General features: G+C 66.4%; 23 protein-coding genes. 16 read left to right on the top strand and 7 right to left on the bottom strand.

Going from position 1 to position 24,219, the window contains the following annotated elements; translation table 11 throughout:
- Position 1 precedes the first annotated feature (1 nt).
- Both xylB and N6H05_RS21215 read right to left on the bottom strand, forming a co-directional pair.
- Entirely contained in the window at positions 2-760 is a 759-nt protein-coding gene (gene xylB, locus N6H05_RS21220; protein WP_048937366.1) for a D-xylose 1-dehydrogenase, read from the bottom strand.
- Positions 757-1,905 (bottom strand): fumarylacetoacetate hydrolase family protein, encoded by a 1,149-nt coding sequence (locus N6H05_RS21215; RefSeq protein ID WP_063976189.1) that lies wholly within the window; start codon positions 1,903-1,905, stop codon positions 757-759. Before N6H05_RS21215 ends, xylB begins: the two co-directional genes overlap by 4 nt.
- A 223-nt stretch (positions 1,906-2,128) precedes the next feature.
- Between N6H05_RS21215 and N6H05_RS21210 the strand changes: the two genes are divergently transcribed.
- On the top strand, positions 2,129-2,314 hold the full coding sequence (locus N6H05_RS21210) for a hypothetical protein (RefSeq protein WP_004211421.1): 186 nt from the start codon (positions 2,129-2,131) through the stop codon (positions 2,312-2,314).
- 136 nt (positions 2,315-2,450) lie between these two features.
- Here the strand turns inward: N6H05_RS21210 and N6H05_RS21205 are convergent, their stop codons facing one another.
- Positions 2,451-2,831, bottom strand: coding sequence for an EF-hand domain-containing protein (locus N6H05_RS21205; RefSeq protein ID WP_284111563.1), 381 nt, complete (start codon positions 2,829-2,831; stop codon positions 2,451-2,453).
- 287 nt (positions 2,832-3,118) lie between these two features.
- Here N6H05_RS21205 and purB point away from each other — a divergent pair, with 287 nt between their 5' ends.
- Complete coding sequence (purB, locus tag N6H05_RS21200) at positions 3,119-4,435, top strand: adenylosuccinate lyase (protein ID WP_284111562.1); 1,317 nt, start codon at positions 3,119-3,121, stop codon at positions 4,433-4,435.
- Between the two features lie 332 nt (positions 4,436-4,767).
- Here purB and N6H05_RS21195 read toward each other — a convergent pair whose 3' ends face one another.
- Entirely contained in the window at positions 4,768-5,052 is a 285-nt protein-coding gene (locus N6H05_RS21195) for a hypothetical protein (protein WP_284111561.1), read from the bottom strand.
- Between the two features lie 109 nt (positions 5,053-5,161).
- Positions 5,162-5,821 (bottom strand): prolyl hydroxylase family protein, encoded by a 660-nt coding sequence (locus N6H05_RS21190; RefSeq protein WP_284111560.1) that lies wholly within the window; start codon positions 5,819-5,821, stop codon positions 5,162-5,164.
- Between the two features lie 184 nt (positions 5,822-6,005).
- Here N6H05_RS21190 and N6H05_RS21185 point away from each other — a divergent pair, with 184 nt between their 5' ends.
- From N6H05_RS21185 to N6H05_RS21125, 13 genes are all read left to right on the top strand, one after another.
- Complete coding sequence (locus N6H05_RS21185; protein WP_284111559.1) at positions 6,006-6,866, top strand: type II secretion system protein N; 861 nt, start codon at positions 6,006-6,008, stop codon at positions 6,864-6,866.
- Complete coding sequence (gene gspD / locus N6H05_RS21180) at positions 6,863-9,121, top strand: type II secretion system secretin GspD (protein WP_284111558.1); 2,259 nt, start codon at positions 6,863-6,865, stop codon at positions 9,119-9,121. The genes N6H05_RS21185 and gspD overlap by 4 nt, the downstream gene beginning before the upstream one ends.
- Before the next feature lie 23 nt (positions 9,122-9,144).
- A complete protein-coding gene (gene gspE, locus N6H05_RS21175) occupies positions 9,145-10,659 on the top strand; it encodes a type II secretion system ATPase GspE (RefSeq protein WP_010336568.1) in 1,515 nt (504 codons plus the stop codon).
- A complete protein-coding gene (gene gspF, locus N6H05_RS21170) occupies positions 10,652-11,869 on the top strand; it encodes a type II secretion system inner membrane protein GspF (protein ID WP_004207447.1) in 1,218 nt (405 codons plus the stop codon). Before gspE ends, gspF begins: the two co-directional genes overlap by 8 nt.
- A gap of 95 nt (positions 11,870-11,964) precedes the next feature.
- Positions 11,965-12,429 (top strand): type II secretion system major pseudopilin GspG, encoded by a 465-nt coding sequence (gene gspG / locus N6H05_RS21165; protein WP_284111556.1) that lies wholly within the window; start codon positions 11,965-11,967, stop codon positions 12,427-12,429.
- 154 nt (positions 12,430-12,583) lie between these two features.
- Positions 12,584-12,991, top strand: a complete 408-nt coding sequence (locus N6H05_RS21160; RefSeq protein WP_048937266.1) for a GspH/FimT family pseudopilin — start codon at positions 12,584-12,586, stop codon at positions 12,989-12,991.
- 67 nt (positions 12,992-13,058) lie between these two features.
- Positions 13,059-13,385, top strand: a complete 327-nt coding sequence (gene gspI / locus N6H05_RS21155) for a type II secretion system minor pseudopilin GspI (protein WP_284114287.1) — start codon at positions 13,059-13,061, stop codon at positions 13,383-13,385.
- The gene (gene gspJ, locus N6H05_RS21150) at positions 13,385-14,080 is read left to right on the top strand and encodes a type II secretion system minor pseudopilin GspJ (RefSeq protein ID WP_284111555.1); all 696 of its coding nucleotides are present in this window, start codon (positions 13,385-13,387) and stop codon (positions 14,078-14,080) included. Before gspI ends, gspJ begins: the two co-directional genes overlap by 1 nt.
- Entirely contained in the window at positions 14,067-15,062 is a 996-nt protein-coding gene (gene gspK / locus N6H05_RS21145; RefSeq protein WP_284111554.1) for a type II secretion system minor pseudopilin GspK, read from the top strand. Before gspJ ends, gspK begins: the two co-directional genes overlap by 14 nt.
- Positions 15,059-16,177 carry a type II secretion system protein GspL gene (gene gspL / locus N6H05_RS21140; protein ID WP_284111553.1) on the top strand — a complete coding sequence of 373 codons (1,119 nt, stop codon included), beginning with the start codon at positions 15,059-15,061 and terminating at the stop codon, positions 16,175-16,177. Before gspK ends, gspL begins: the two co-directional genes overlap by 4 nt.
- Positions 16,174-16,662, top strand: a complete 489-nt coding sequence (locus N6H05_RS21135) for a type II secretion system protein M (RefSeq protein ID WP_284111552.1) — start codon at positions 16,174-16,176, stop codon at positions 16,660-16,662. Before gspL ends, N6H05_RS21135 begins: the two co-directional genes overlap by 4 nt.
- Positions 16,659-17,381, top strand: coding sequence for a type II secretion system protein N (gspN, locus tag N6H05_RS21130; protein WP_284111551.1), 723 nt, complete (start codon positions 16,659-16,661; stop codon positions 17,379-17,381). The genes N6H05_RS21135 and gspN overlap by 4 nt, the downstream gene beginning before the upstream one ends.
- The gene (locus N6H05_RS21125) at positions 17,378-18,124 is read left to right on the top strand and encodes a prepilin peptidase (RefSeq protein ID WP_284111550.1); all 747 of its coding nucleotides are present in this window, start codon (positions 17,378-17,380) and stop codon (positions 18,122-18,124) included. Before gspN ends, N6H05_RS21125 begins: the two co-directional genes overlap by 4 nt.
- 260 nt (positions 18,125-18,384) lie before the next feature.
- Here the strand turns inward: N6H05_RS21125 and N6H05_RS21120 are convergent, their stop codons facing one another.
- Positions 18,385-19,458: a LacI family DNA-binding transcriptional regulator gene (locus N6H05_RS21120; RefSeq protein WP_284111549.1), complete on the bottom strand. Its 1,074-nt coding sequence runs from the start codon at positions 19,456-19,458 to the stop codon at positions 18,385-18,387.
- Positions 19,459-19,532: 74 nt separating this feature from the next.
- Positions 19,533-21,692, bottom strand: coding sequence for an alpha-glucuronidase family glycosyl hydrolase (locus N6H05_RS21115; RefSeq protein ID WP_284111548.1), 2,160 nt, complete (start codon positions 21,690-21,692; stop codon positions 19,533-19,535).
- Between the two features lie 201 nt (positions 21,693-21,893).
- On the opposite strand from N6H05_RS21115, the gene N6H05_RS21110 reads away from it, so the two are divergent.
- Positions 21,894-24,218 (top strand): glycoside hydrolase family 3 N-terminal domain-containing protein, encoded by a 2,325-nt coding sequence (locus N6H05_RS21110; RefSeq protein ID WP_284114286.1) that lies wholly within the window; start codon positions 21,894-21,896, stop codon positions 24,216-24,218.
- Position 24,219 lies beyond the last annotated feature (1 nt).

Raw genomic sequence — 24,219 nt, 5'->3', positions numbered from 1 at the left:
CTCAGCGCCAGCCGGCGTCGATGAAATAGTCATGGCCGGTGCAATAGCGCGCATCGTCCGACGACAGGAACATGGCCAGCGCGGCGACATCGACCGGCAGGATGCGGCCGTCCAGGCACTGGGCCGCGACGATCTCGGCCTCGCCTTCGGGCGTGTACCATTTTTCCTGGCGCAGCGTCTTCACATTGCCCGGAATGATGGTGTTGACGCGGATATTGTCGCGGCCAAGGTCGCGGGCCAGGCTGCGCGTCAGCCCCTCGATCGCCGCCTTGGCGGTCTGGTAGAGGATGAGGTCGGGCAGGGCCAGGTGCCAGCTGATCGAACCGAAGTTCAGGATCACGCCGCCGCCGGCGCGCTTCATCGCCGGGATCGCCGCCTGCGCCGCGAAGAACTGGTGGCGCAGATTGACCGCCATCCGCTCGTCCCAATAGGCCTGGGTCACGTCCTCGATCGTGTGGCGATCGTCATTGGCGGCGTTGTTGATCAGGATGTCGATCCCGCCCAGTTCCGCCTCGACCCGCGCCATCATCGCCTGCAGCGCGTCGATGTCGCGCAGGTCGCAGGCGTGGAAGATCGGGGTGAAGGCACAGCCGCTCAGCCGTGCGGCCAGGGCCTCGCTCTCGGGGATGGCGATGTCGCAGAAGGCGACATGCGCGCCCTGCATCGCATAGGCTTCGACCAGCCCTTCGCCGATGCCGCTGCCGCCGCCGCTGATGAAGACCCGCTTGCCCTTCAGGCTCGGGTAGATGGCGCGGCTCATGCAGTTTCTTTCTGGTCGACGGCCGAGAGCAGACCGCGCCCGGCAAGATTGGTCATCAGCGCGGTCAGGCCGAAGGTCCAGGGGGCGGCGTCCTTCGACGTCACCACCGGATTGATCAGCTTGCCCAGGCGCGGGGTGGAGATGGCAACGATGTCACCGACCTTGTGCGTAAAGCCGCGGCCTTCCTCGTCACGGTCCTGCACGGGCGCGAACAGCGTGCCCAGGAACAGGGCGAAGCCATCGGGATATTGATGTTCCGACAGGGTCTGGCGCACCAGTTCCAGCGGATCGCGGCTGATCTGGTCCATCCGGCTCGTGCCTTCGAGCATATAGCCTTCCGGCCCCTCGATGGTCAGGCCGACTTCGGCATTGCGCACATCGTCGATGGTGAAATCGCCGTCGAACAGGCGGACGAGCGGGCCGAGCGAGCAGGACGCATTATTGTCCTTCGCCTTGCCCAGCAGCAGGGCGGAGCGCCCTTCGAAATCGCGCAGGTTGACGTCATTGCCCAGCGTCGCGCCCACGGCCTGGCCATCGGCATTGACCAGCAGCACGACCTCGGGCTCGGGATTGTTCCAGGTGGAATCGGACCGGATGCCGATTTCCGCCATCGGGCCGACCGTCGCCAGCACCGGCGCCTTGGTGAACACTTCCGCGTCCGGGCCGATGGCCACTTCCAGATATTGCGACCACAGGCCGTCCTCGATCAGCGCGGCCTTCAGCGCTGCGGCTTCCTCGGTGCCCGGCACCACGGCGCGGATCGATCCGCCCACCCGCTCTTCCAGGCGACCACGGATTTCGGCAGCAGCGCCGGCATCGCCGCGCGCTCGTTCCTCGATCACGCGCTCCAGCGCCGACAGGGCAAAGGTCACGCCGCATGCCTTGACGCATTGCAGGTCGACCGGGCTCAGCAGGGCCGCTTCGATCGCGTCCAGATCGCCGATCTTCTCGCCATCGGTGGCGGCGACGAAGGGCAGCTTCTCGACCAACTGGGCGCTGGTCGGCGCGATCGCGCTCATGTCGTAAACGACGCCCTGCGACACCAGGATCGGGCTCGGGCCCGCGTTCGTCTGGATGCGGCCCAGGAAAAGCCCGGTCCGCCAGTCATGCGGCAGACAGTCAAGCAAGGCGGTATCCCCCGGCATCATCTTCTCCTATGCACCTGGTTGTTGATTGATAGCGCTACCAACATGGAAGGGCGGTGCAAGTCAAGACCCCCTGATGAAAATCGCTCGCAGGGGCAGGGCGTCGGGGCTTTGCTGGCGGCGGGCCAGGCGTCATGGCGTGCGCGTGGCACGGCGAATTTCCGGCCTTGCCGCTACGTCAGCCCTTTTCAGTCCCGCCGGGCTGCGGCATAGAAGGGGGACTATGAAGAAGAACCAAGAGAGCGTGCCGGACGCCGGCGCAGAAGCCCTTCAGCCAGAGGATAATGCCCCCGATCTCGCCGATGCGGCGCGCAAGTCGGCCGGAAAGGCCGTGTGGATGGGCACTGCCGTGGGCATCGGCTCGGCCGCGATCGTCGCCGCCCTGCTTTATACCAAGAAGCGCCGCTGAGCCGGTCGGGGCCTGTTCCCGGCCCCGCGGCCACCCGCCATCAAAAAAGAGGCGGCATGTTCTATGACATGCCGCCCCGGTGCGACCCGCTTGGGGTTCTGTATTTTCCCTGCCTTCGTGACGGGAAGGGAAATATTTATGCGCCCGCGCTGCCGCTCAGATAGCTGATCAGTTCGGGCTTGCTGACCGATATGCTCTTGTCGGCATCGGCAGTGGTGAAGGCGCCGCTGGCCCAGGCAGTTACTTCGGCTGGCGGCAGCGTCTTGCCGGTGGCCTTCATCTCCTGATCCTTGAGGGCCACCATCCAGCGCGAAAACTCGCCCTGGTCCAGCTGTCCGTCCTTGTTCGTGTCATAGGCCGGGAATTCCGACTCGACGATCGCGGCGACCGAATTGGCCGGGTTTGCCGGCTGCGCGGTCGAACTGGCGGGTGCTGCCGGATCGGCCGGCGCGGCCTGCTGCGCCAATGCGGGCGCTGCGACCAGCATGGCGCTCGTCAGAAGCAAGGTGCGGATCATGGCGACATCCTTTATATCATTGAAACGCGCAGGGCCTGCATTGGGTGCCTGCTTTGGCTTCATGCCTTAATTGCCATGACATAATACATGAAGACTAGGAAAAGTTCCTGAACATCGGTTCATCTACGCATTTGGACTTATGAAATGCTTCGGTTCGACTGTCTTTGCTTGGATAATTGCGGCCGGATGATGCGCGGGCGGGGCAGGGGAGCCTCCTCAATTGCCCCAAAGGGCGCGGGCTGCTAGGCGGCGCGGCAATATTCACCCTCCAGTCGCAGGATTCGCCCATGGTCCCCCGCTATTCCCGTCCCGCAATGACCGCCCTCTGGGAGCCGGAAGCCCGCTTCAAGATCTGGTTCGAGATCGAGGCGCACGCGACCGAGAAGCTGGGCGAACTGGGCGTCGTCCCGCCGTCGGCCGCCAAGGCGCTGTGGGACTGGTGGGCCACCAACCCCGCGATCGACGTGCCCGCGATCGACGCGATCGAAGCCGTCACCAAGCATGACGTCATCGCCTTCCTGACCTGGGTTGCCGAACAGGTGGGCGACGAAGCCCGCTTCATGCACCAGGGCATGACCAGCTCCGACGTGCTCGACACCTGCCTTGCCGTGCAGCTGACTCGCGCCGCCGACCTGCTGATCGAGGATCTCGACAAGCTGCTCGACGTCATCAAGCGCCGCGCCTTCGAGCATAAGCTGACCCCGACCATCGGCCGCAGCCACGGCATCCATGCCGAACCGGTCACCTTCGGCCTCAAGATGGCGGAAGCCTATGCCGAATTTTCGCGCTGCAAGACCCGCCTGATCGCGGCCCGTGAGGAAGTCGCCACCTGCGCCATCTCGGGCGCGGTCGGCACCTTCGCCAATATCGATCCACGCGTCGAGGAACATGTGGCCGAAAAGCTCGGCCTCGCGATCGAGCCGGTCTCGACCCAGGTGATCCCGCGCGATCGCCACGCCATGTTCTTCGCGACGCTCGGCATCATCGCCTCCTCGATCGAGCGCCTTGCCGTCGAGGTCCGCCACCTGCAGCGCACCGAAGTGCTGGAGGCCGAGGAATATTTCTCGCCCGGCCAGAAGGGCTCGTCGGCCATGCCGCACAAGCGCAACCCGGTCCTCACCGAAAACCTCACCGGCCTTGCCCGCATGGTGCGCAGCTATGCGCTGCCGGCCATGGAAAATGTGGCGCTGTGGCATGAGCGCGACATCTCGCACTCCTCGGTCGAGCGCTATATCGGCCCCGACGCCACCATCACCCTCGACTTCGCGCTCGGCCGCCTGACCGGCGTGATCGACAAGCTGCTCGTCTACCCCGAGCGGATGATGAAGAATCTCGACAAGATGGGCGGCCTCGTCCACTCGCAGCGCGTGCTGCTGGCCCTGACGCAAGCCGGCGTCAGCCGCGAAGACAGCTATCGCTACGTCCAGCGCAACGCGATGAAGGTCTGGGAATCCGACGGCCAGCTCTCGCTGCTCGAACTGCTCAAGGCCGACGAAGATGTCGCCAAGGCATTGAGCGCGCAGGAAATCGAGGACAAGTTCAACCTTGACTATCACTTCAAGCAGGTCGACACCATCTTCGCCCGCGTCTTCGGCGAAGCCTGACCCCGCGCACGGCCAGCACCGCGCGAAAGTCACGAAAGGGGCGCCCGACCACCGGTCCGGCGCCCTTTTTCGTCCTTGCGAGCATGGCGAAGTCATGACGAAAAAGGACGACCAGAAGCGGCTGTAAATTCCTCCCCTGAAAGGTTCGGCAGAGGCACGCGACTCTGCCGATGGGGACCACGAAGTGGTGGAGGGGTATCACCCTATCGAGAGGGAGACGCCTCTCCGTCTGGCCTTCGGCCAGTTCAAGGTCCCTTGCACTCCCCTTGCAGGGGAGGACGGTCTGGAAGCGACCAGAAGTTGTCGTTAGAATGGTCAATTTCCAGACTTGCTTACGGCCGGTCGGGTAGCCCCCAATCCGTCATCGCTTCCTCGCCATTCTGCAAGAACGGTCCTTCCTCCGAACCGAAATTAGTCCAGATGACGATTTCTATGATCCCATCATTATCGATAAAATCCGTGATAAGCGGTGGTTCGTCAGCTCGAGGGAAATCGGACTCGTAGAAGAAATGCATTTCTTGCCCCGGTTCGAGCCGGTATCGGTGCGTAGAGAGTTCGAAATTGACAAACTGCGGCTGATTACTGCTGTTTTTGATGGTGTGTTTTAGTCGCGCCATTCGCATCTCCACCGCGCTGTCGCCTTCTATGTAACGTCAGCTTTCAGCATCGTCATGCCCAAAAGCCGCCATTCCGCTTCTCGCCCGTTCAAGTCATGGCGCCACCGCTTCACCCCCAGGGGCGTTCGCGATACCATTTGGTGATGACATGCTTGACGCCGCTGCGGACCTTCATGCCGTGGTGGATGCTGGCGGGGTTGAAGCGATCCGGGGTGATGCGGTTGTTCCAGGCCAGCAGCTTGCCGGTTTCGGGCTGCACCGTCTTGCCGATCTTCGTGAAGCGGGTGGCGCCACCGGCGGCCGGTTCGTTGAGATAGACCATCAAGGTCCAGGTGCGGTTGCCCGCGACCGCGCAGAATCTGTCATAGTCCGCGCCCTTGGGCTCGAAATAATCGGTATGTGCCTTGAATTCCTGGCCGACGCCATAGCGCTGGCCTTGGATCGGTTCGCCATATTGGGTGGCGATGCCGGCGAAGCTGTCGAGCCGGGCGTTGATGGCGGCGACGAACGGGTCGCCATGGTCGAGGTCGCAGGTCTCGCTGGTGCGGAAATAGCCGTCGCCATTGGCGTCGGCGATGGTCGAGGGGCGACGGTCCGCATCGATCCGCGCGATCAGCTGCGCGCATTCGTCAACACTCAGGAAATCACGCTGGATGAAGAGGGTGAGATCCTTGCTGGGCACCCGCTGGACGCGCGGATGGCTGGCAATCCAGGCCGGATCGGCGTCAGGTGCGGCGGGCGGTGACAGGATCGGGTCGGACGAGGTCATGGGCATTTCCGCGAATGACGGCGCTACAGGCCGGTTTCCGTGGCCCTAGCTATCGTTGACCCTGCGAAATGCAAGCATCGTCGCGGCCCCATTGCTCACTGTCATATTATGGTAACATAAACGTCATCTGGCAGTAAGAAGAGTTGCCTAGCAGGCGGGCGAACCAAGGGGGACATTTCGGCTCATGCGTGTGCCGTTCGGCGACAAGTTGCAAGGGTGGCGGCGCTATGCGCGGCCGGTCGACTGGCTGGGGCTGGTCGAGAAGCTGTTGCTGGCAGTGCTGGCATTGCAGCTGGCCCGGCTGGTATGGGTGTTGCTGACGCCGGTCGGTGCCTTTGGCCCCTGGGAAGGGCGTCAGGCGCAGGTGCTTTCTGCCAGTGCGCGACAGGCGCTGTTCGCCAGTTTCGATCCCTTTTTCCGCACGGGCGCGCCGCAGGCGGGCAATGGCGTCGTCACCTCGCTGGCGCTGACGCTCTATGGCGTGCGGCTGAACGAGGGGACGGGGCAGGGATCGGCGATCCTGGCGACGCCCGACGGCATCCAGAACAGCTATGCCGTGGGGGACGAGATCATGCCGGGCGTGGTGCTGAAGGCGGTATTGTTCGACCATGTGACCATCGATCGCGGCGGGGCGGAGGAGCAGGTGTTCCTCGACCAGTCGCAACCGGCGTCGGCGGCCGGTGGGCCGGCCGGTGGACTGGGCGGCGCGCCCGAGGGGGGTATGGCGCCGGGCGAGGGGCCGCCCTCGCCGGTGCCGGGCCGCGATGCGCCGAGCGCCGATGCGGTGAAGCGCGACATCGGCTTTTCCCCGCGCACCCAGAATGGCCGGGTAACCGGGCTGGTGCTGAGCCCCAAGGGGCCGGGCTTTCAAAATGCCGGTTTCCAGGCCGGCGACATCGTGACCCAGATCAACGGCCAGCCGATCGGATCGGCCGGTGACCTGGCATCATTGCAGAACCAGATCGTGCCCGGCGCACGCCTGTCCCTGACCGTGGAGCGCGGCGCCGTCACAGTGCCGATCAACCTGATATTGCAAGGCCAATGACCAGACATATCCTCAAATATTCCGCCGCCCTCGCGCTGGTCCTGGCTGCCCCGGTTCCCGGCCATGCGCAGCAGACGCTGAATGTGCGCGATGCCGATATTCGCGCCTTCATCCAGGATGCCGCGCGCGTCACCGGCCGCACCTTCATCATCGACAACCGGGTGCAGGGCAAGGTGTCGGTGGTGACCGACCGGCCGCTGTCCAAGTCGGAATATTTCGAGATCGTGCTGTCGACGCTGCGCGCCAACGGCCTGGTCGCGGTGCCGGCGCCCGGTGGCGCCTATCGCATCCAGCCGGCGGATGGCGCGGCCGGCCAGCCGAGCGCGGTGGGCCGGGCGGCGACCCGCAACAGCTTCGTCACCGAAGTCTTCCGCCTGCGCTCGGTCGATGCGGCGAGCGTGCTGGAAACGCTGCGCCCGCTGATCAGCAAGGAAGGCACGGTCACCGCCAATCGCGCCGGCAACAGCATCGTCGTCGCCGACTATGCCGACAATGTCGCGCGCATCCGCCAGGTGATTGCGCGGGTCGACCGCGATACCAGCTCGACCCAGATGGTGATGCTGAAAAATGCCGGCGCGCGCGAGATCGCGACATCGCTGCAGGCGCTGGTGCAGAGCGGCGGCGGCGGCGAGAATGGCGCGGCGGCGGCCGCCAGCGTGGTGCCGATCGACAGCAGCAATGCGATCGCCATTCGCGGCGATGTGAATACCGTCACGCGCCTGGCCAATATGGCGCGCGAGCTGGACCGGCAGGCGGCGAGCGGCACGGAAATCCGCGTTTACTGGCTGGAACATGCCGATGCGGAGAAGCTGTTGCCGGTGTTGCAGCAACTGATCGGCCAGTCGAGCAGCACCCCCGTCACCTCATCGGTGCCGGCGGCCGGCGCCAGCGGCGGCGCTGGTGGTGGCGCGGCCCCGGCCAGTGCGGCGGCGGCGCCGGTCGCAGCCGGCTCCAGTGGATCGAGCGGCAGCGGCATTTCGACCCGCGGTCCGGCGATCGTCACCCGCTATGAAGGCGCCAATGCGATCATCGTCGCGGCGAACAGCGATGTGCAGCGCATGCTGGGCGAGACCATCCGCCAGATCGACACCCGCCGCGAGCAGGTGCTGGTGGAGGCGATCATCGTCGAGATCAGCGATGCGGCGGCCAAGAAGCTGGGCGTGCAGTTCCTGCTCGGCAGCACGTCGACCGGCTTTGCCGCGACCAATTACAGCAATGCCTCGCCCAGCCTGATCACCATCGCCGGTGCCTATGGCGCGACCAAGCTGGGCACCACCAAGACGACGGTGGTGGCGGCCGACGGCACGACCACGACGACCGAGACGCAGACCAACAGCGATCTGGCCAGCAGCCTGACCCAGGCGGCGGTCGATAGCCTGGCCAGCGCGACCGGCATCGTCGGCGGTCTTGGCACGCAGATCGGCAAGAACGGCATTTTCGGCGCGATCATCAATGCAGTGAAGTCGGATACCGAGAGTAACCTGCTGTCCACGCCGTCGGTGATGACGCTGGACAATCAGAAGGCTTCGATCCTGGTCGGCCAGCAGGTGCCGGTGACCACCGGCGAGGCGCTGAGCCAGAATTTCGACAACCAGTTCCGCACCGTCCAGCGCCAGGACGTCGGCATCAAGCTGGAGGTGAAGCCGCAGATCAACACCGGCGGCGCGATCAAGCTGTTCCTGAAGCAGGAAGTGTCGAGCGTGGCGGGGCCGGTCAGCAATTCGAGCAGCGACCTGATCATCAACAAGCGCGAGATCGAGACCACGGTCACGGTCGATGACGGCGAAATCCTGGCGCTGGGCGGCCTGCTGGACGATAATGAGCGCAAGACGATCGAGCGCATACCGCTGCTGTCCGACATTCCGGGCATTGGCGAGCTGTTCAAGTCGCGCAGCAAGAGCCGGACCAAGACCAACCTCATGGTCTTCATCCGCCCGACCATCCTGCGCACCAAGGAAGATGCGCAGCGCCTGACCCAGCAGCGCTATGGCTATGTGCGCGGCATGCAGTTGCAGCGCAGCCCCGACAGCGAGCCGACCATCGACGAGTTGGTGCGCGACTATATGGGTGCGCAGCCCCCGATCGCGCCGCAGCCCGGCGACATGCTGGTCGAGCCGCAGGTCAGTGCGCCGGGCGCCGCTTCGCCGGCAACATCGCCGGCACCGGGACAGGTCCAGGTCATCGAACCCACGGTGCGGCAGTCGAGCGGCGTCGTCCGCCCGGTCGACCTGCCGCCAAGCGGAGAGCAGAAGTGAGCGAACAGGAGCATGTGACGGTAATGCCGTCGGTTCTTCCGCCACGACCGGTCGACATCCCCTATGGCTTTGCCCGCAAGCATGGCGTGGTGATGCTGCCGCAGGATGGCGAGCGACTGTCGATCGCGGTGCGCGAGGGCAGCGATCCGCGCGTGTTGCTGGAGGTGCGCCGTCATCTCGCCCGCAGCTTCGACGTGCGCTTTGTCGAGGCGCCGCAGTTCGACCGGCATCTGTCCGATCATTATGCGATGGAGGGCAGCGCTGCCGCCATGGCCGGGTCGATCGACGTCGGCGCGGACGAGCTGGACATATTGGCCGCAGATATCCCGACCGCCGACGATCTGCTCGACAGCGCGGACGACGCGCCGGCGATCCGCCTGATCAACGGCATCATTGCCGAGGCCGCGCGCCAGGGCGTGTCGGACATTCATATCGAACCCTATGAGACGGGCCTGATCGTGCGGATGCGCGTGGATGGCGTGCTGCGCGAGACGCTACGCATGCCGCCGCATGTCGCGCCGGTGGTGGTCAGCCGCATCAAGGTGATGGCGCGGCTCGACATTGCCGAACGGCGCGTGCCGCAGGATGGCCGCATCGGCCTGACGCTGGGCGGCAAGCTGCTCGACGTGCGCGTATCGACCCTGCCTAGCCGGGCAGGCGAGCGGGTGGTGCTGCGTATCCTAGACAAGGAAAATGCCGGCATCACGCTCGACCTGCTGGGCATGACCGGTGCGCCCGACCGCATCTTCCGCGAGGGGCTGAGCGAGCCCAACGGCATCATCCTGGTCACCGGGCCGACCGGTTCGGGCAAGACGACGACGCTCTATGCTGGCCTGCGCAACCTGAATGACGGTAGCCGCAATATCCTGACCGTCGAAGACCCGGTCGAATATGCGATGGAGGGCGTCGGCCAGACCCAGGTCAATGCCAAGGTCGGCCTGACCTTTGCCGCCGGGCTGCGCGCGATCCTGCGCCAGGACCCCGATGTCGTCATGGTCGGCGAAATCCGCGACCGCGAGACCGCCGAGATAGCGGTGCAGGCGTCGCTGACCGGCCATCTCGTGCTGTCCACCGTCCATACCAATGACGCGGTCGGCGCGATCACCCGTATGCGCGACATGCGGGTCGAACCCTTCCTGCTCGCCTCCACGCTGCGCGCCGTCGTCGCTCAGCGACTGGTGCGGCGGCTGTGCCAGCATTGCCGCGAGCCGGTGCAGGCCGACAAGTCGGCAAGCGCCCTGCTGGGCTTTGACCCCGGCACGATCATCTACCGGGCGCGCGGCTGCGACGAATGCAACGGCACCGGCTACAAGGGCCGGATCGGCGTGTTCGAGGCGATCCGCGTCGACGACACGATCCGCCGCCTGATCAACGATGGCGGCGACGAGTCGCTGATCGCCCGCCATGCCTTCCTCAATGCGCCGAACCTGGGGTCGGCCGCGCGCGCGCTGGTGCGCGACGGCCAGACCACGGCCGAGGAAGCGATCCGCGTGTCGCGCCGCGATGCGACCGAGGTGGAAACCATTGCCGATGGCTGATTTCGACTATGTCGCGATCGATCCGGCGGGCAAGGAACGCAAGGGCAGCGTCAAGGCGGACAGCCTGGACGAGGCGCGGGTAAAGCTGGATGCGCGCAAGCTGTTCGTCGTGCGGCTGGAGCCGGGCGCGGTGTCGGTCGCGCGCAAGCGGGCCGGCCTGTCGCTGCGCGCGCCCAAGCTGTCGGCCAAGGAACTGACGCTTTTCACCCGGCAGTTGTCGACCCTGATCCAGGTGAGCCCGCTGGAGGAGTCGCTGCGCACGATCAGCCGGCAGAGCGAGCAGGATCATGTCCGGGCGATCGTGGGCAAGGTCCATTCCGGCGTGCTGGAGGGACGGCGGCTAGCCGATGCGCTGGGCGCGGAGCCGAAAAGCTTTCCTGCCCTCTATCGCGCGATGATCTCGGCCGGCGAAAGCTCCGGCAGCCTGCCCACCATCATGGAGCGTCTGTCCGAACTGATGGAGCGGCAGGCGGTGATGCGCTCCAAGGTGCTGACCGCCATCGCCTATCCTTCGGTGCTGGCGACCTTCGCCGTGTTCGTGGTCGCGGCGCTGATGATCTTCGTCGTGCCCAAGGTGGTCGAACAGTTCGACACGGTGGGCCAGCAATTGCCGCTGCTCACGCGCATGGTGATGGGCATTTCCGCCTTCCTGGCAGGCTATTGGTGGTTGTTGCTGATCCTGATCGGGCTTGGCGCCTTCGGCTTCTGGCGCGCGCTCAAGATCGACAGCTTCCGCTATCGCTTCGACGCAATGTTGCTGGGCCTGCCGGTGCTGGGCCGGCTGATCCGCGACCTGCATGCCGCGCGGATGGCGCGCACGCTCTCGACCATGGTGGCGAGCCGGCTGCCGCTGATGGAGGGCCTGTCGCTGACCGCGAACACGGTGCATAATCGGGTGCTGCGCAAGGCGTCGGACGAGATTGTCGAGGCGATCCGGGGCGGTGGCAGCCTGTCGGCGGCGTTGAAGCGGGCAGGGGTGTTTCCCCCGTTGCTGGTCTATCTGGCGGCGAGCGGCGAGAGTGCCGGGCGGCTCGACACGATGCTGGAACGCGCGGCCGATTATCTGGAGCGCGAGTTTGACGCCTTCACATCGGCCGCGCTCGCCATGCTGGAGCCGATTATCATCATATTGATGGGCGGCATCGTCGCCGTCATCATCCTGTCCATCCTGCTGCCGATCCTGCAGCTGCAAAGCCTGACAGGGGCTTGAAGGAGTAGAATATGCGAAAGATCCTCTCCCTCCGTCATTCCCGCGCAGGCGGGAATCCATCTCTCAACGTCGAACCGAAAGCGCAAGCTGGGGAGATGGATCCCCGCCTGCGCGGGGATGACGAACAGGAAGTGGGGCGTTCCGCCGAACACGGCTTCACGCTGGTCGAGCTGATGGTCGTGATCGTCATCATCGGCCTGCTGGCGACGATCGTGGCGATCAACGTCATTCCCGCCACCGATACCGCCCGCGTCGAGAAGGCCAAGGCCGACATTTCGACCATCGAACAGGCGCTGGAGCAATATCGCCTCGACAACCTGAACTATCCCGCCGCGTCGGACGGTCTGCAGGCATTGCTCAACCCGCCCGCATCGCTGGCGCAGCCGCAGCGCTATCGCCGCGGCGGCTATATCAAGAAGCTGCCGCAGGACCCGTGGGGCCGCGCCTATATCTACACCGTGCCGGGCAAGAAGGGCGCGTTCGACATCAGCTCGCTGGGCGCCGACGGCCAGCCGGGCGGCGAGAATGAGAATGCGGACATTTATTCCAGCGAAATGTGATGCCGCGCGCCGAGCGGAACGAGCTACCTCGCTCCGCTCGGCAGGGGGCTTCGACAGGCTCAGCCCGAACGGTGGCGGGGCATCGGCTCCGCCACGAAACGGCTTCGTGTCCTTTTCGCGTTCCGCCGAACATGGCTTCACGCTGATCGAGCTGATGGTCGTGCTGACGATCATCGGCTTCATTTCGGCTGCCGTGGTGATCGCCATTCCCGATCCGCGCGGCCGGATCGTCGACGATGCCGACCGCTTTGCCGCGCGCGTTGCCGCCGCGCGCGACGAAGCGGTCGTCACCGCGCGCCCGATGGGCGTGTGGGTCTCGGCCTCGGGCTATGGGTTCCAGCGCCGCGAGGGCGGCCAATGGGTGCCGATGGAGGAAAAGCCCTTCGTCAGCGCCAACTGGAAGACGGGCACGCGGGCGCTGGTGGGCCAGGACGGCCGCCAGCAGATCGCCTTCGACGGCACCGGCCTGCCCACCGATCCGCTGACCATCACCCTGGCGCGCGAGGCGGAGCGGGTGCAGGTCAGCGTCGACATGGCCGGAAAGGTCGCGGTCGGTGGCTGATCGGCGCAATGAAAAGGGCGTCGCGCCTTCGTCGCGTTCCGCCCAGCAGGGCTTCACGCTGCTCGAAATGCTGGTCGCGCTGGCGGTGTTCAGCCTGGCGGCGCTGGCGCTGGTGCGGTTGCAGGGGGTGACGCTGCGCACCGCCGCCGACCTCGACAGCAAGGCGCTGGGCCAGATCGTCGCCCGCAACCTGATGGTCGAGGTGCAGAGCGATGTCGCCCCGCCCTCGGTCGGCGAGGAGGATGGCGAGGTCGAAAATGGCGGCCGCCGCTGGCACTGGACCCGCACCGTCAAGGCGAGCGAGGACAAGCGCCTGTTGCAGGTCGATCTGGTGGTCGATGGCCAGCCGGGCGCATCGCCGGTGGTGCTCAGCTTCCTGCGGGAGGTGGAGTGATGAGGCCGGAGAAGCCGGAAGGCGGACGGGGTGAACAAGGTTTTACGTCTTTGAGGCGTTCCGCCGAACACGGCTTCACGCTGATCGAGCTGCTCGTCGCGCTGATGATCTTTGCGATGCTGGCGGCGGCGGGTGTGCTGTTGCTGGGCAACAGCGTGTCGGCGCAGGCGCAGGTCAAGGCGCGGCTGGACGACATGGCGGCGATCCAGCGGGCCGCGGGCGCGCTGTCGGCCGATCTTGGCCAGGCGGTGCCGCGCATCAGCCGCACCGAGGCGGGGACGCTGGCGCCGGCCTTCTGGGCGCATCGCGACGGCGAGGAACAGCCGGTGATGCAGTTCGTGCGCGGCGGATGGGACAATCTGGGCGATCTGCCGCGACCATCGTTGCAGAAGGTGGAATATTGGGTGCGGCAGGGCCGGCTGGAACGGCGCGGCTATGCCCAGATCGACGGCGCGGCGGGCGACGAGCCGGCGGCGCTGCTCGACCATGTCGAGGAGGTGACGCTCCGCTTCCGCGACGTAGAGGGCAAGTGGCGCGAGGACTGGACGCCGGGCCAGCCCGACCTGATGCCGCGCGCGGTGGAGATGGTGGTCAAGCGCACCGGCGAGCCGCCGGTCACGCTGCGCTTCCTGGTGGCGCCCGGTCCCAGGGAAGCGCCGCTTGACGATCAGGAGGCGTCCAATGCGGCGGCCTGATCCCAACCGGCCCGAAGAGCGCGGCGCCGCGCTGCTGACCGTATTGCTGCTGGTCGCGGTGATGGCGGTGGTGGCGGCCACGGCGCTGGAACGGGTAGCGCTGGCGACGCGAATGACCGGCAATGGCGGCGCGGTCGATCAGGGGCGGGCCTTTGCCGATGCCGGCATGGTGATCGCGCGCCTCAAGATCGGCGATCTGGTCGCGGCCAGCCCCGGCAAGACGACCTTGGCGGGCAACTGGATGGGCACGCCGCAGGCGATCCCGGTGCCCGGCGGCATGGCGACGGCGCGGGTGACCGACGGCAGCAACTGCTTCAACCTCAACAGCGTGGTTGCCGGCAACAACGAGAACAGCCTGAAGGTGCGCCCGGTGGCGGTTTCGCAGTTCCAGGCGCTGTTGCAGGCGCTGGGCGTCGATGTGCGCCAGGCGCAGGTCGCCGCTGCCTCGCTTGCCGACTGGATCGATACCGACAGCGTGCCCCAGCCGGGCGGCGCCGAGGACGAGACCTATGCCCGCGCGGCGCGGCCCTATCGCACCGCCAACCGCTTCATGGTCGACGCCAGCGAGCTGCGGGCGGTGAACGGCATCACGCCGGCGGTCTATGATCTGGTCCGGCCCTGGGTCTGTGCGCTGCCGGTGTCGGACATGTCGCCGATCAATATCAATACCTTGCTGCCCGATCAGGCGCCCTTGTTCGCGATGCTGCTGCCGGGGCAGCTGAGCGTTGCGCAGGCACGGCAATTGCTGGCGCAACGGCCGGCGGAAGGCTACGGCAGCACACCCCAATTCTGGCAGGCACCCTCTCTGGTCGGGCTCAGCCCGCTCACCGAGGTCGCCGAGCAGGTCAAGTTGACGACGGGATTTTTCAGAGTGGACGTGTCGGTGAATGTAGGGGGGACGCAAGTGGTGGAGCGCGGGCTGATCGATGCCCGGCAGCCGCCGATCCGGCTGGTGCGGCGCGATTGGGGGGCGGGCGCATGAGTTCGGCCGATGCCCTGATCATTGCCCTGCCCGAAGGGGCGGAGGACGCGCCGACATGGATGCGGGTGGTGGATGGCGCGATCGTCCAGACCGGCGCCGGTGCCAACTGGCTGGCCGCCTGTGGCCTGGCCGCGCTGCCCGATAAGGCGCGGGTGATGCTGGTGCCGCCGGCCGCGCTGGTGGCGCTGCACTGGGTGTCGCATCCCGATCTGCCGGCGCGGCAGGGGCGGGCGGCGGCGCGTCTGGGCGCACTGGCCGGCGCCATCCTGCCGTCCGACCAGCTGTTCGCCGCCGCCGACGAGAATGACGATCCCGCCCGCCCGCATATTGTGGCGGTCGCGGCGCGCAGCGACATGCAGCATTGGCTGCTCTGGGCGCAGCATCATGGGCTGGACCCGGACATCATCGTGCCGGCGGCGCTGCTGCTGCCGGAAAGCGATAATGATTTCGTATCCGGAATGATTGGCGGTGCGTCGGTATTGCGCGGCCCTGACATGGCGCTGACCGCCGACATGGCGCTGCCCGAACTGATCGGCGATGCGCCGGTGCGAGCGGTCGCGGCAGACGAGATCGAAGCGCGGCTGGTGGCGGCGCTCGACGCGCCGCCGATCGACCTGCGCCAAGGCGATTTCGCCAAGCGGGTGCGGCGGCAGATCGATACGCGGGCGCTGGGCCGGATCGCGATCTGGTGCGGCCTGATCCTGCTGGCCAGCCTGCTCATCAGCCTGGTGACGCTGGTGCGGCAGAATGTCGCCGCCAGCCAGATTGATGGCGAGAGCCTGGCGCTGGCGCGGCAGGTGCTGCCCGAGGCGAACGACGTGATGCAGGTCGAGGCGGAGATGGACCGGCAACTCGCCGCGCGCGGAGCCGGCGCCTATGCCTTCACCGCGCCGGTCGCCGGCCTGATGAGCGCGATGCAGGATGCGCCGGGCGTGTCGCTGACGGCGCTGTCGCGCGATCCCGACGGCATGGTTCGTGCGACCCTGGCCGCCGCCAAGGCGGATGACATCAACATCGTGCTGCTGGCGTTGCAGGCGGCCGGTTACACGATCACGGCGACCCCGTCCCAGGATCCGGGCGGGCGCACGCTGGCAGATATTACGGTGCGGTCATGATGGACAGGATGAAAGCCTATTGGATCGAGCGGTCGCCGCGCGAGCAATGGATGCTGGGCGTGATGTTCGCGCTGCTGGCGGTGGTGATATTGTGGCTGGGTGTGGCGCGGCCGCTGACCCATGCGCAGCGTTCCGCCCGCGATGCCCTGCGCGAGGCGACCGATCGCAATGCGGCGATCCGCGCCAAGGTGAAGCTGTTGAAGCATCTGCCGCGCAGGCCCACACCGACCGGCCCGTCCATCCCGATCGAACAATTTGTCGGCCAGAGCGCGGGCGAGGCCGGGCTGACGCTGGAACGGGCGCAGCCGCAGGGCAATGACCGGATGGAGATCGCCATCGCCTCGGTCCGTCCGGTGGCGATGATGAGCTGGATCGCGGGGCTGGAGGCGCAGGGGCTGCGCGTCGAGACGATGAGCGCGCGGCCCTCGCCGACCGCAGGCAGCGTGTCGGTGCAGGCGGTGCTCGTGCGTGGAGGCGGCCAATGAAGGGGCTGCTCCTGTCGCGCCGGATGCGCATCATCCTGATCGCGCTGTTCATATTCGGCCTGATCCTCTTCATTCCGATGCGCGTCGCATTGGGGCTGGCGCAGCTTGACCGGCTGGGCCTGGCCGCGCGCGAGATACGCGGCAGCGTGTGGAGCGGGCGGATCGACCAGCTGATGCTGGGTGAAATGCCGATGGGGTCGGTGCGCGCCGGCCTGTCGCCGCTATCGCTGCTGGTCGGCCGGGCGCGGTTCGACATCGCCCGGCATCGCGGCCAGCCCGACGACGTCCAAGGGGCGCTGACTGTCGGTCTCGACCGGATCGGCATAGATGACGTGACCGGTTCGGTGCCGCTGGGCCGCACCTTCGCGCCGCTGCCGGTCAGCGGGTTGATGATGGAGGATGTCAGCGGCTATTATCGCGGCGATGTCTGCGGCCATGCCGAAGGCCGGGTGCGGGCGCGGATGGCGACGCAGATCGCCGGACTGAATCTGTCGCAGGGGCTGTCGGGCACGGTCGCCTGCGATGGTGACGCGCTGTTGCTGCCGCTGGTCAGCCAGTCTGGCATGGAAAAGATCAATCTGCGTATCTGGCGGTCGGGCCGCTATACCGCCGAAATGCGGGTGGAAACCGCCGATCCGGCGCTGGCCGGGACGCTGGGGCAGGCGGGCTTCGCCACGGTCGGCAACGCCTATGTGCTGAAGGTCGAAGGGACGTTGTGATCGATCCCTGGGCGGCCTTGGTCGGCGCGATCGCGGGTGCGATCGCGGGCAGCTTCCTTGCCACCCTGATCCTGCGCTGGCCGCAGGGGCGCGGCGTGATGCGCGGCCGGTCGGCCTGCGACGGCTGTGGCCGGCTACTGGGGGCGATCGACCTGGTGCCGATGCTGAGCGCGCTGGTGCAGCGCGGCCGATGCCGGACCTGCGGCGTGGCGATCGATCCGCTCCATGGCCGGGTGGAGGCGGGCTGCGCGATCATCGGCGCGCTGGCGCTGGGTTTCGTGCCGGATCTGGGCGGGATCGGCTGGGCGCTGCTCGGCTGGATGCTGCTGACCCTGGCGCTACTGGACTGGCGCTATTTCTGGCTGCCCGATGCGCTGACCCTGCCGCTGGCTTTTCTGGGCTTCACCCTGGGGCTTTGGACCACAGACGTCGCGCTGGTCGACCGGGTGATCGGCGCGGCAACGGGTTATCTGGGACTGCTGGCGATCGCGCTCGGCTATCGCGCGCTGCGCGGGCGCGAGGGGCTGGGGCTGGGCGACGCCAAGCTGCTCGGCGCGATCGGCGCCTGGCTGGGCTGGCAGGCGCTGCCCTTCATCCTGCTGATCGCGGCCTCGCTGGGGCTGGTAGGGGCGCTGATCGCGCTGGCGCTGGGCCGGGCGGTGCAGGGGCAGAGCCGGGTGCCGCTGGGCACTTTGCTGGCGATCGCGACGCTGCCGGGCTGGATCGTGCGAGGGTTGATCTAGCGGACGACGAGAGCGTCTGGGCCGCGTAAGCAAGTTCGGACGGGCAGGTTGCGACCAGAAGCCGCCCTTGCCTACGCCCCGGAAGGGCTATTATGCCTTGTTTCGACCCAAGCCTGTCCTACAGCCTCCGCATCCTGCTACACCGGCCCAAGGCTCTTTCCCATCGTCCGCGCACCCTCCATCCTCGCACGAAGATTTCCAACGCGCGCATGAAAATGTCAGGATGTGCAGGAAATATGCGAAGTTAAGCGCGGCCGATCCTATTTTCGGCCCTTGTGCTTGGGGCGCAGCCGTGGCGCGGCGTCGGACTGGCGGCGGACCAGTTCATAGTCCAGCAGCATGTGCGGCGGGCCATCCTCGCTCTGGCTGCGGCGCCCTTTGATATGGCGCACCAGCAGGTCGACCGCCGCCCGCGACATGGCGCTGATCGGCTGGCGGATGGTGGTCAGTTCCGGCCAGATGGTGGTGGCGAGCGAGGTATCGTCGAAGCCGCAGACGGTAAGGTCACCGGGCACGTCCAGCCCGTTGCGATGGGCGATCGCCACCGTCGCAGCGGCCATGTCGTCATTGCTGGCGAAGATGGCGGTCGGCGGATTGTCGCGCGCCAATATATGCTCGGCGGCGTCCAGCCCGGATCGGTAGGTGAAGAAACCCTGTTCCACCAGCGCATCGTCCAGCGCGATGCCGGCTTCGCCCAGTGCCCGGATATAGCCCTGATACCGTTCCTCGCTGGCGCTCAGGTTCGGATGCCCCTTGATGAAGCCGATGCGGTTATGGCCCAGGCCAATCAGGTGCCGGGTCATTTCATAGGCCGCGCCCCGGTCGTCGATGCTGACCGCGGCCAGGCTGGCCGGCGCATGGCCGGTCGCCACCACGACGGCGGGGATGCCCGCCTCGCGCAGCGCATCGATCATCGCTTCATGGTCGCACAGCGGCGGCGGCAGCACGACGCCGTCGATCCGGCCGCGCACCAGATGGTCGACCACCGCCTTGATCGCGGTTTGCTCGTCCCATTTCTCGACAACCAGGTCGATGCCGGCGCGGCTCGACTGGTCGAGGCTGCCGACCAGGAATTCCGACAGATAGGATGCCGATGGGTTGGAATAGAGCAGGCCGATCCGCGTCTCGTCGCCGCCCGCCAGGCTACGCGCGGCGGCGCTGGGGGAGTAGTTGAGCGCGGCGATCGCCGCCTCCACCTTCTCCTTGGTCGCCGCCCGCACCACCTGTTCACCGTTGATCACCCGCGACACCGTCATCGGCGACACGCCGGCATGTTTCGCCACATCGTTGATGGTGGGCGCGTTGCGCTGGCGGCGGGAACTTCTGGCTTCCATCAGGATTTCGGGGCCTTCGACATGGGACTAAACCTCTCTGCTAGCGGGATCATTGCGCAAGCTTAAGTAAAATCTCATTTCGGGTGCCCCGGCGCATAGGGGAAGCTGAGCGCCTTGTACCAGTCGATCGGGTGGGCGGGCGCCGCGCTGCCGGCGGGCAGGGGGCGGCCGGACACCGACTGGAAATAGGCGATGCACGCGTCGCGCCACCATTGCGCTTCGCGATGCTGGATCGCCAGGAAGGTCTCGACCTGCGCGAAGCGCTCGGCGTCGACCTGAGGCTTGAGCTTGGCCCAGTCCCGCTGCATCGCCGCGACCGTTTCGACGCCCCGGTCATAATGATGGATGAGGCCGTCCCACAGCGTCTCGCCCGATTGCAGGCGATAGTCCCAGGGCAGGTGATGGAACCACAGCAGTTCGCGCTCCGGCGTGGTCTTCGGATTGTCCAGCAGCTTCGCCAGCGCCGGCGCATATTGGCCGGTGGCATTGCTGCCCGTCCTGGTCCGGTCAAAACCGATGCCCTGCTTGTCGGCCTTGTGATAATAGACCGGGTTCCATTCGGGCCGTGCCAGTTCGGACACCCAGGGGGCGGGGCCATAATGATGGCCGGTGCCCATGATATGGGCCAGGCCCAGCGGCGTCATATAGTCGACCGCCGCCTCGCGCGATCCCATCATCATCGCGACGATCGGCGCAACCACCCTGGGATCGGGGGAGAAGGTCTGCGCCGCCCATTCGCGCGCGACAGCCTCGGCGGTCAGGTCCGTGTCCCACGCCATGCGGCCGAACGCATACCAGTCCGCCTGGTTGAAGATCGACCCGCTCCAGTCGCGGTCGACGCCGATATTGGCGACCCCGGCGATGCCGGTCAGCTTGTGGCCTTCCAGCGATCCGTCGATCACCTTGGCGACGGTCGATCCCTTGCCCCTGGCCAGCGTATCGCTCTTCAGCGTCTCCTCGAACAGCGTGCCCAGATAGGTTAGGTGGGTCGACTGGCCCAGATATTCCTTGGTGATCTGGAATTCCATCATCAGCGGCGTCTTGGGCATCGCGCCGAACAGCGGGTGGAAGGGTTCGCGCGGCTGGAAGTCGATCGCGCCATTCTTCACCTGGACGATGACATTGTCGGCAAACTGGCCGTCGAGCGGCTTGAAGTCGCTATAGGCCTGCTTGGCGCGATCGTCGGGATTGTCATGGGCATAGACGAAGGCGCGCCACATCACGATGCCGCCATGCGGCTTGACCGCGGCCGCCAGCATGTTGGCGCCGTCGGCGTGGGTGCGCTTGTAATCCTGCGGGCCGGGCTGGCCCTCGCTGTTCGCCTTCACCAGGAAACCGCCGAAATCGGGGATCGCCTTGTAGATCTCGTCGGCCTTGGCCTTCCACCAGGCGGCAACTGCCGGGTCGAGCGGATCGGCGCTTTTCAGGCCATCCAGTTCCATCGGCGCGGTCCATTTGACCGACAGATAGACCTTGATGCCATAGGGGCGGAACAGGTCGGCCAGCGCCGCCGCCTTGGCGATATAGGCCGCGGTCAGGCTGTCGGACTTGGCGTTCACATTGTTGAGCACGGTGCCATTGATGCCCAGCGAGGCATTGGCGCGGGCATAGTCGGTATAGCGCGGCCCCTTATAATCGGGCAGGCGCCACCAGTCCCAGATCGACTGGCCGGCATAGCCGCGCTCCACCGTGCCATCCAGATTGTCCCAATGGTTGAGCAGGCGCAGGCCGATGCGCGGCGCGCTGCGCATATCGATCCGGTCGAGGGCTGCGCCGGTGCGGGCAAGGCGCAGCCAGGTATAGGCGCCGTGCAGCACGCCGACATCGGTCGCGCCAGCAATCACCGTCACCGGCTTGCCCGCGACCGTCATGGTGCGAATCGCGTAGCCGTCAGCGCCCAGCCCGTCGGTCGGCACCGATGGCTTGTCCTGCTGTGCGGCCGACTGCAGCAGGATCGCACCTTGCTGCACTGTTGCTGTCAGGGGCACGGTGGCGCCGGTAAGCCCGGCAATGCCGCGCTGCAATTCCTGCCGGGCGATCGCCATGGTGGAGGTGTCTGCGCCGACAATGCTGCGCGCGTTGGCCCCAATCCGCTGGGCGCCGGCGGCATCGGCCGGCGCATTGCGCAGCCACAGATCATAGCCATCCTCGGCCCAGGCGCGCGGCGCGCCGATCAGCAGGGCGCCAACTAGCAAGATACTGGCCATGATCCAGCAAAACAGGCGCGCAAACATTCGGTCCTCTCCCCCTTGGCCCGCAGGCAATTTTTTGGTGCATTGCCAACGGTGGCATTGACAAGCAGCTCTTGGGTTGTGATGGTAACGCTATCAGTTGATCGGCGGCAAGCAAAAAGGAAAGCCGCGACAAAATTGGAGAGGGGCGTCGTGATCCGGTCAGTTCAGTTTTTGTGCGCAGCATCAGCGCTGTCGCTGGTGATGGCGGCGCCGCTCACGCCCGTTACGGCGGCACCCGCGACCGGCCAATCGGCGCGCCCGCTCTACAAGGATGCGTCCGCGCCGATCGAGGCGCGCGTCGATGATCTTCTGGCGCGCATGACGCTGGATGAAAAGATCGCCCAGATCACCACCGTCTGGACCGACAAGGTGAAGCTGCTGGACGCGCAGGGCGAACTGGACCCCAGCAAGCTCAGCCCGACCTTCCCCAACGGCATCGGCCATTTTACCCGTCCGTCGGACGGTCGTGGCAGTTTCAGCCCGCGCGTCGTGCCTGGCCGCGATCCGCGCCGCACCGTGGCGCTGGTCAACGGCCTGCAGAAATGGGCGATGACGCAGACCCGGCTCGGCATCCCGATCCTGTTCCATGAGGAGGGGCTGCACGGCTATGCCGCCGTTGGCGCGACCAGCTTCCCCCAGTCGATCGCCATGGCGTCGAGCTGGGATCCCGCCATGCTGCGCCAGGTCAATCAGGTGATCGCCCGCGAAATCCGCGCGCGCGGCGTGCCGATGGTGCTCTCGCCCGTGGTCGACATCGCCCGCGACCCGCGCTGGGGCCGGATCGAGGAAACCTATGGCGAGGATCCCTATCTGGTCGGCGAAATGGGCGTTGCTGCGGTGGAGGGGCTTCAGGGCGTTGGCCGTTCGCGCACGCTCCAGCCCAATCATGTCTTCGCCACGCTCAAGCATCTGACCGGCCATGGCCAGCCCGAAAGCGGCACCAATATCGGCCCGGCGCCGGTGTCGGAACGCGAACTGCGCGAAAATTTCTTCCCGCCCTTCGAACAGGTGGTGAAACGCACCGGCATCGAGGCGGTGATGGCCAGCTATAACGAGATTGACGGCGTGCCCAGCCACGCCAATCGCTGGCTGCTGGAAAATGTCCTGCGGGAAGAATGGGGCTTTCGCGGCGCCGTCGTCTCCGATTATTCGGCCGTCGATCAGCTGATGAGCATCCATCATATCGCCGCCAATCTGGAAGAAGCGGCGATGCGCGCGCTCGATGCCGGCGTCGACGCGGACCTGCCGGAGGGCCTGTCCTATGCCACGCTCGGCAAGCTGGTGCGCGAGGGCAAGGTCAGCGAAGTGAAGGTCGATCTCGCCGTGCGCCGCATGCTGGAGCTGAAGTTCCGTGCCGGCCTGTTTGAAAATCCCTATGCCGACGCCAATGCGGCGGCCGCGATCACCAATAATGACGAGGCCCGCGCGCTCGCCCGCACCGCGGCCCAGCGCTCGATCACCCTGCTCAAGAATGACGGCATGCTGCCGTTGAAGCCCGAAGGCACAATCGCGGTGATCGGCCCCAGCGCGGCGGTCGCGCGGCTGGGCGGCTATTATGGCCAGCCGCCGCACAGCGTCTCGATCCTGGAAGGGATCAAGGCGCGGGTCGGCGCAAAGGCGAACATTGTCTTCGCCCAGGGCGTCAAGATCACCGAGGATGACGACTGGTGGGCCGACAGCGTCACCAAGTCGGAGCCGGCCGAAAACCGCAAGCTGATCGCCCAGGCGGTCGAGGCGGCGCGCAATGTCGACCGCATCATCCTGACCTTGGGCGACACCGAACAGTCGAGCCGCGAGGGCTGGGCCGACAACCATCTGGGCGACCGCCCCAGCCTCGACCTGGTCGGTGAGCAGCAGGAGCTGTTCGATGCATTGAAGGCGCTCGGCAAGCCGATCACCGTCGTCCTCATCAACGGCCGCCCCGCTTCCACGGTGAAGGTCAGCGAACAGGCCAACGCCATCCTGGAAGGCTGGTATCTGGGCGAGCAGGGCGGCAATGCCGTGGCCGACATCCTGTTCGGCGACGTCAATCCGGGCGGCAAGCTGCCCGTCACCGTGCCGCGCTCGGCCGGCCAGCTGCCGCTCTTCTACAATATGAAGCCCTCGGCCCGGCGCGGCTATCTGTTCGACACCACCGACCCGCTCTATCCCTTCGGCTTCGGCCTCAGCTATACCAGCTTCAGCCTGTCGGCGCCGCGCCTGTCCGCCACCAGGATCGGCATCGGCGGCAAGACCAGCGTCTCGGTCGATGTCCGCAACACCGGCGCGCGGGAAGGGGACGAGGTCGTCCAGCTCTATATCCGCGACAAGGTCAGCTCGGTCACCCGTCCGGTCAAGGAGCTGAAGGGCTTCCAGCGCGTCACGCTGAAACCCGGCGAGAGCCGCACCGTCACCTTCACGGTCGGTCCCGAGGCGCTGCAGATGTGGAACGACCAGATGCACCGCGTCGTCGAGCCCGGCGATTTCGAGATCATGACCGGCAACAGCTCGGTCGCGCTCCAGTCCACCACCCTGACGGTGCAATAAG

Source organism: Sphingobium sp. WTD-1 (assembly GCF_030128825.1).
GTDB lineage: Bacteria > Pseudomonadota > Alphaproteobacteria > Sphingomonadales > Sphingomonadaceae > Sphingobium.
This window is presented reverse-complemented; position numbering and strand designations above follow the sequence as displayed.

What these genes read in the sequence shown, in the direction of transcription:
- xylB (WP_048937366.1), bottom strand. Translation starts at nt 760, where the DNA reads ATGAGCCGCGCCATCTACCCGAGCCTGAAGGGCAAGCGGGTCTTCATC.
- gspD (WP_284111558.1), top strand. Translation starts at nt 6,863, where the DNA reads ATGACCAGACATATCCTCAAATATTCCGCCGCCCTCGCGCTGGTCCTG.
- purB (WP_284111562.1), top strand. Translation starts at nt 3,119, where the DNA reads ATGGTCCCCCGCTATTCCCGTCCCGCAATGACCGCCCTCTGGGAGCCG.
- gspF (WP_004207447.1), top strand. Translation starts at nt 10,652, where the DNA reads ATGGCTGATTTCGACTATGTCGCGATCGATCCGGCGGGCAAGGAACGC.
- gspI (WP_284114287.1), top strand. Translation starts at nt 13,059, where the DNA reads ATGCTGGTCGCGCTGGCGGTGTTCAGCCTGGCGGCGCTGGCGCTGGTG.
- N6H05_RS21210 (WP_004211421.1), top strand. Translation starts at nt 2,129, where the DNA reads ATGAAGAAGAACCAAGAGAGCGTGCCGGACGCCGGCGCAGAAGCCCTT.
- gspK (WP_284111554.1), top strand. Translation starts at nt 14,067, where the DNA reads ATGCGGCGGCCTGATCCCAACCGGCCCGAAGAGCGCGGCGCCGCGCTG.
- gspG (WP_284111556.1), top strand. Translation starts at nt 11,965, where the DNA reads ATGGATCCCCGCCTGCGCGGGGATGACGAACAGGAAGTGGGGCGTTCC.
- N6H05_RS21110 (WP_284114286.1), top strand. Translation starts at nt 21,894, where the DNA reads ATGGCGGCGCCGCTCACGCCCGTTACGGCGGCACCCGCGACCGGCCAA.
- N6H05_RS21205 (WP_284111563.1), bottom strand. Translation starts at nt 2,831, where the DNA reads ATGATCCGCACCTTGCTTCTGACGAGCGCCATGCTGGTCGCAGCGCCC.
- N6H05_RS21115 (WP_284111548.1), bottom strand. Translation starts at nt 21,692, where the DNA reads ATGTTTGCGCGCCTGTTTTGCTGGATCATGGCCAGTATCTTGCTAGTT.
- N6H05_RS21135 (WP_284111552.1), top strand. Translation starts at nt 16,174, where the DNA reads ATGATGGACAGGATGAAAGCCTATTGGATCGAGCGGTCGCCGCGCGAG.
- N6H05_RS21190 (WP_284111560.1), bottom strand. Translation starts at nt 5,821, where the DNA reads ATGACCTCGTCCGACCCGATCCTGTCACCGCCCGCCGCACCTGACGCC.
- gspE (WP_010336568.1), top strand. Translation starts at nt 9,145, where the DNA reads ATGCCGTCGGTTCTTCCGCCACGACCGGTCGACATCCCCTATGGCTTT.
- N6H05_RS21185 (WP_284111559.1), top strand. Translation starts at nt 6,006, where the DNA reads ATGCGTGTGCCGTTCGGCGACAAGTTGCAAGGGTGGCGGCGCTATGCG.
- N6H05_RS21195 (WP_284111561.1), bottom strand. Translation starts at nt 5,052, where the DNA reads ATGGCGCGACTAAAACACACCATCAAAAACAGCAGTAATCAGCCGCAG.
- gspL (WP_284111553.1), top strand. Translation starts at nt 15,059, where the DNA reads ATGAGTTCGGCCGATGCCCTGATCATTGCCCTGCCCGAAGGGGCGGAG.
- gspJ (WP_284111555.1), top strand. Translation starts at nt 13,385, where the DNA reads ATGAGGCCGGAGAAGCCGGAAGGCGGACGGGGTGAACAAGGTTTTACG.
- N6H05_RS21215 (WP_063976189.1), bottom strand. Translation starts at nt 1,905, where the DNA reads ATGCCGGGGGATACCGCCTTGCTTGACTGTCTGCCGCATGACTGGCGG.
- N6H05_RS21120 (WP_284111549.1), bottom strand. Translation starts at nt 19,458, where the DNA reads ATGGAAGCCAGAAGTTCCCGCCGCCAGCGCAACGCGCCCACCATCAAC.
- gspN (WP_284111551.1), top strand. Translation starts at nt 16,659, where the DNA reads ATGAAGGGGCTGCTCCTGTCGCGCCGGATGCGCATCATCCTGATCGCG.
- N6H05_RS21160 (WP_048937266.1), top strand. Translation starts at nt 12,584, where the DNA reads ATGGTCGTGCTGACGATCATCGGCTTCATTTCGGCTGCCGTGGTGATC.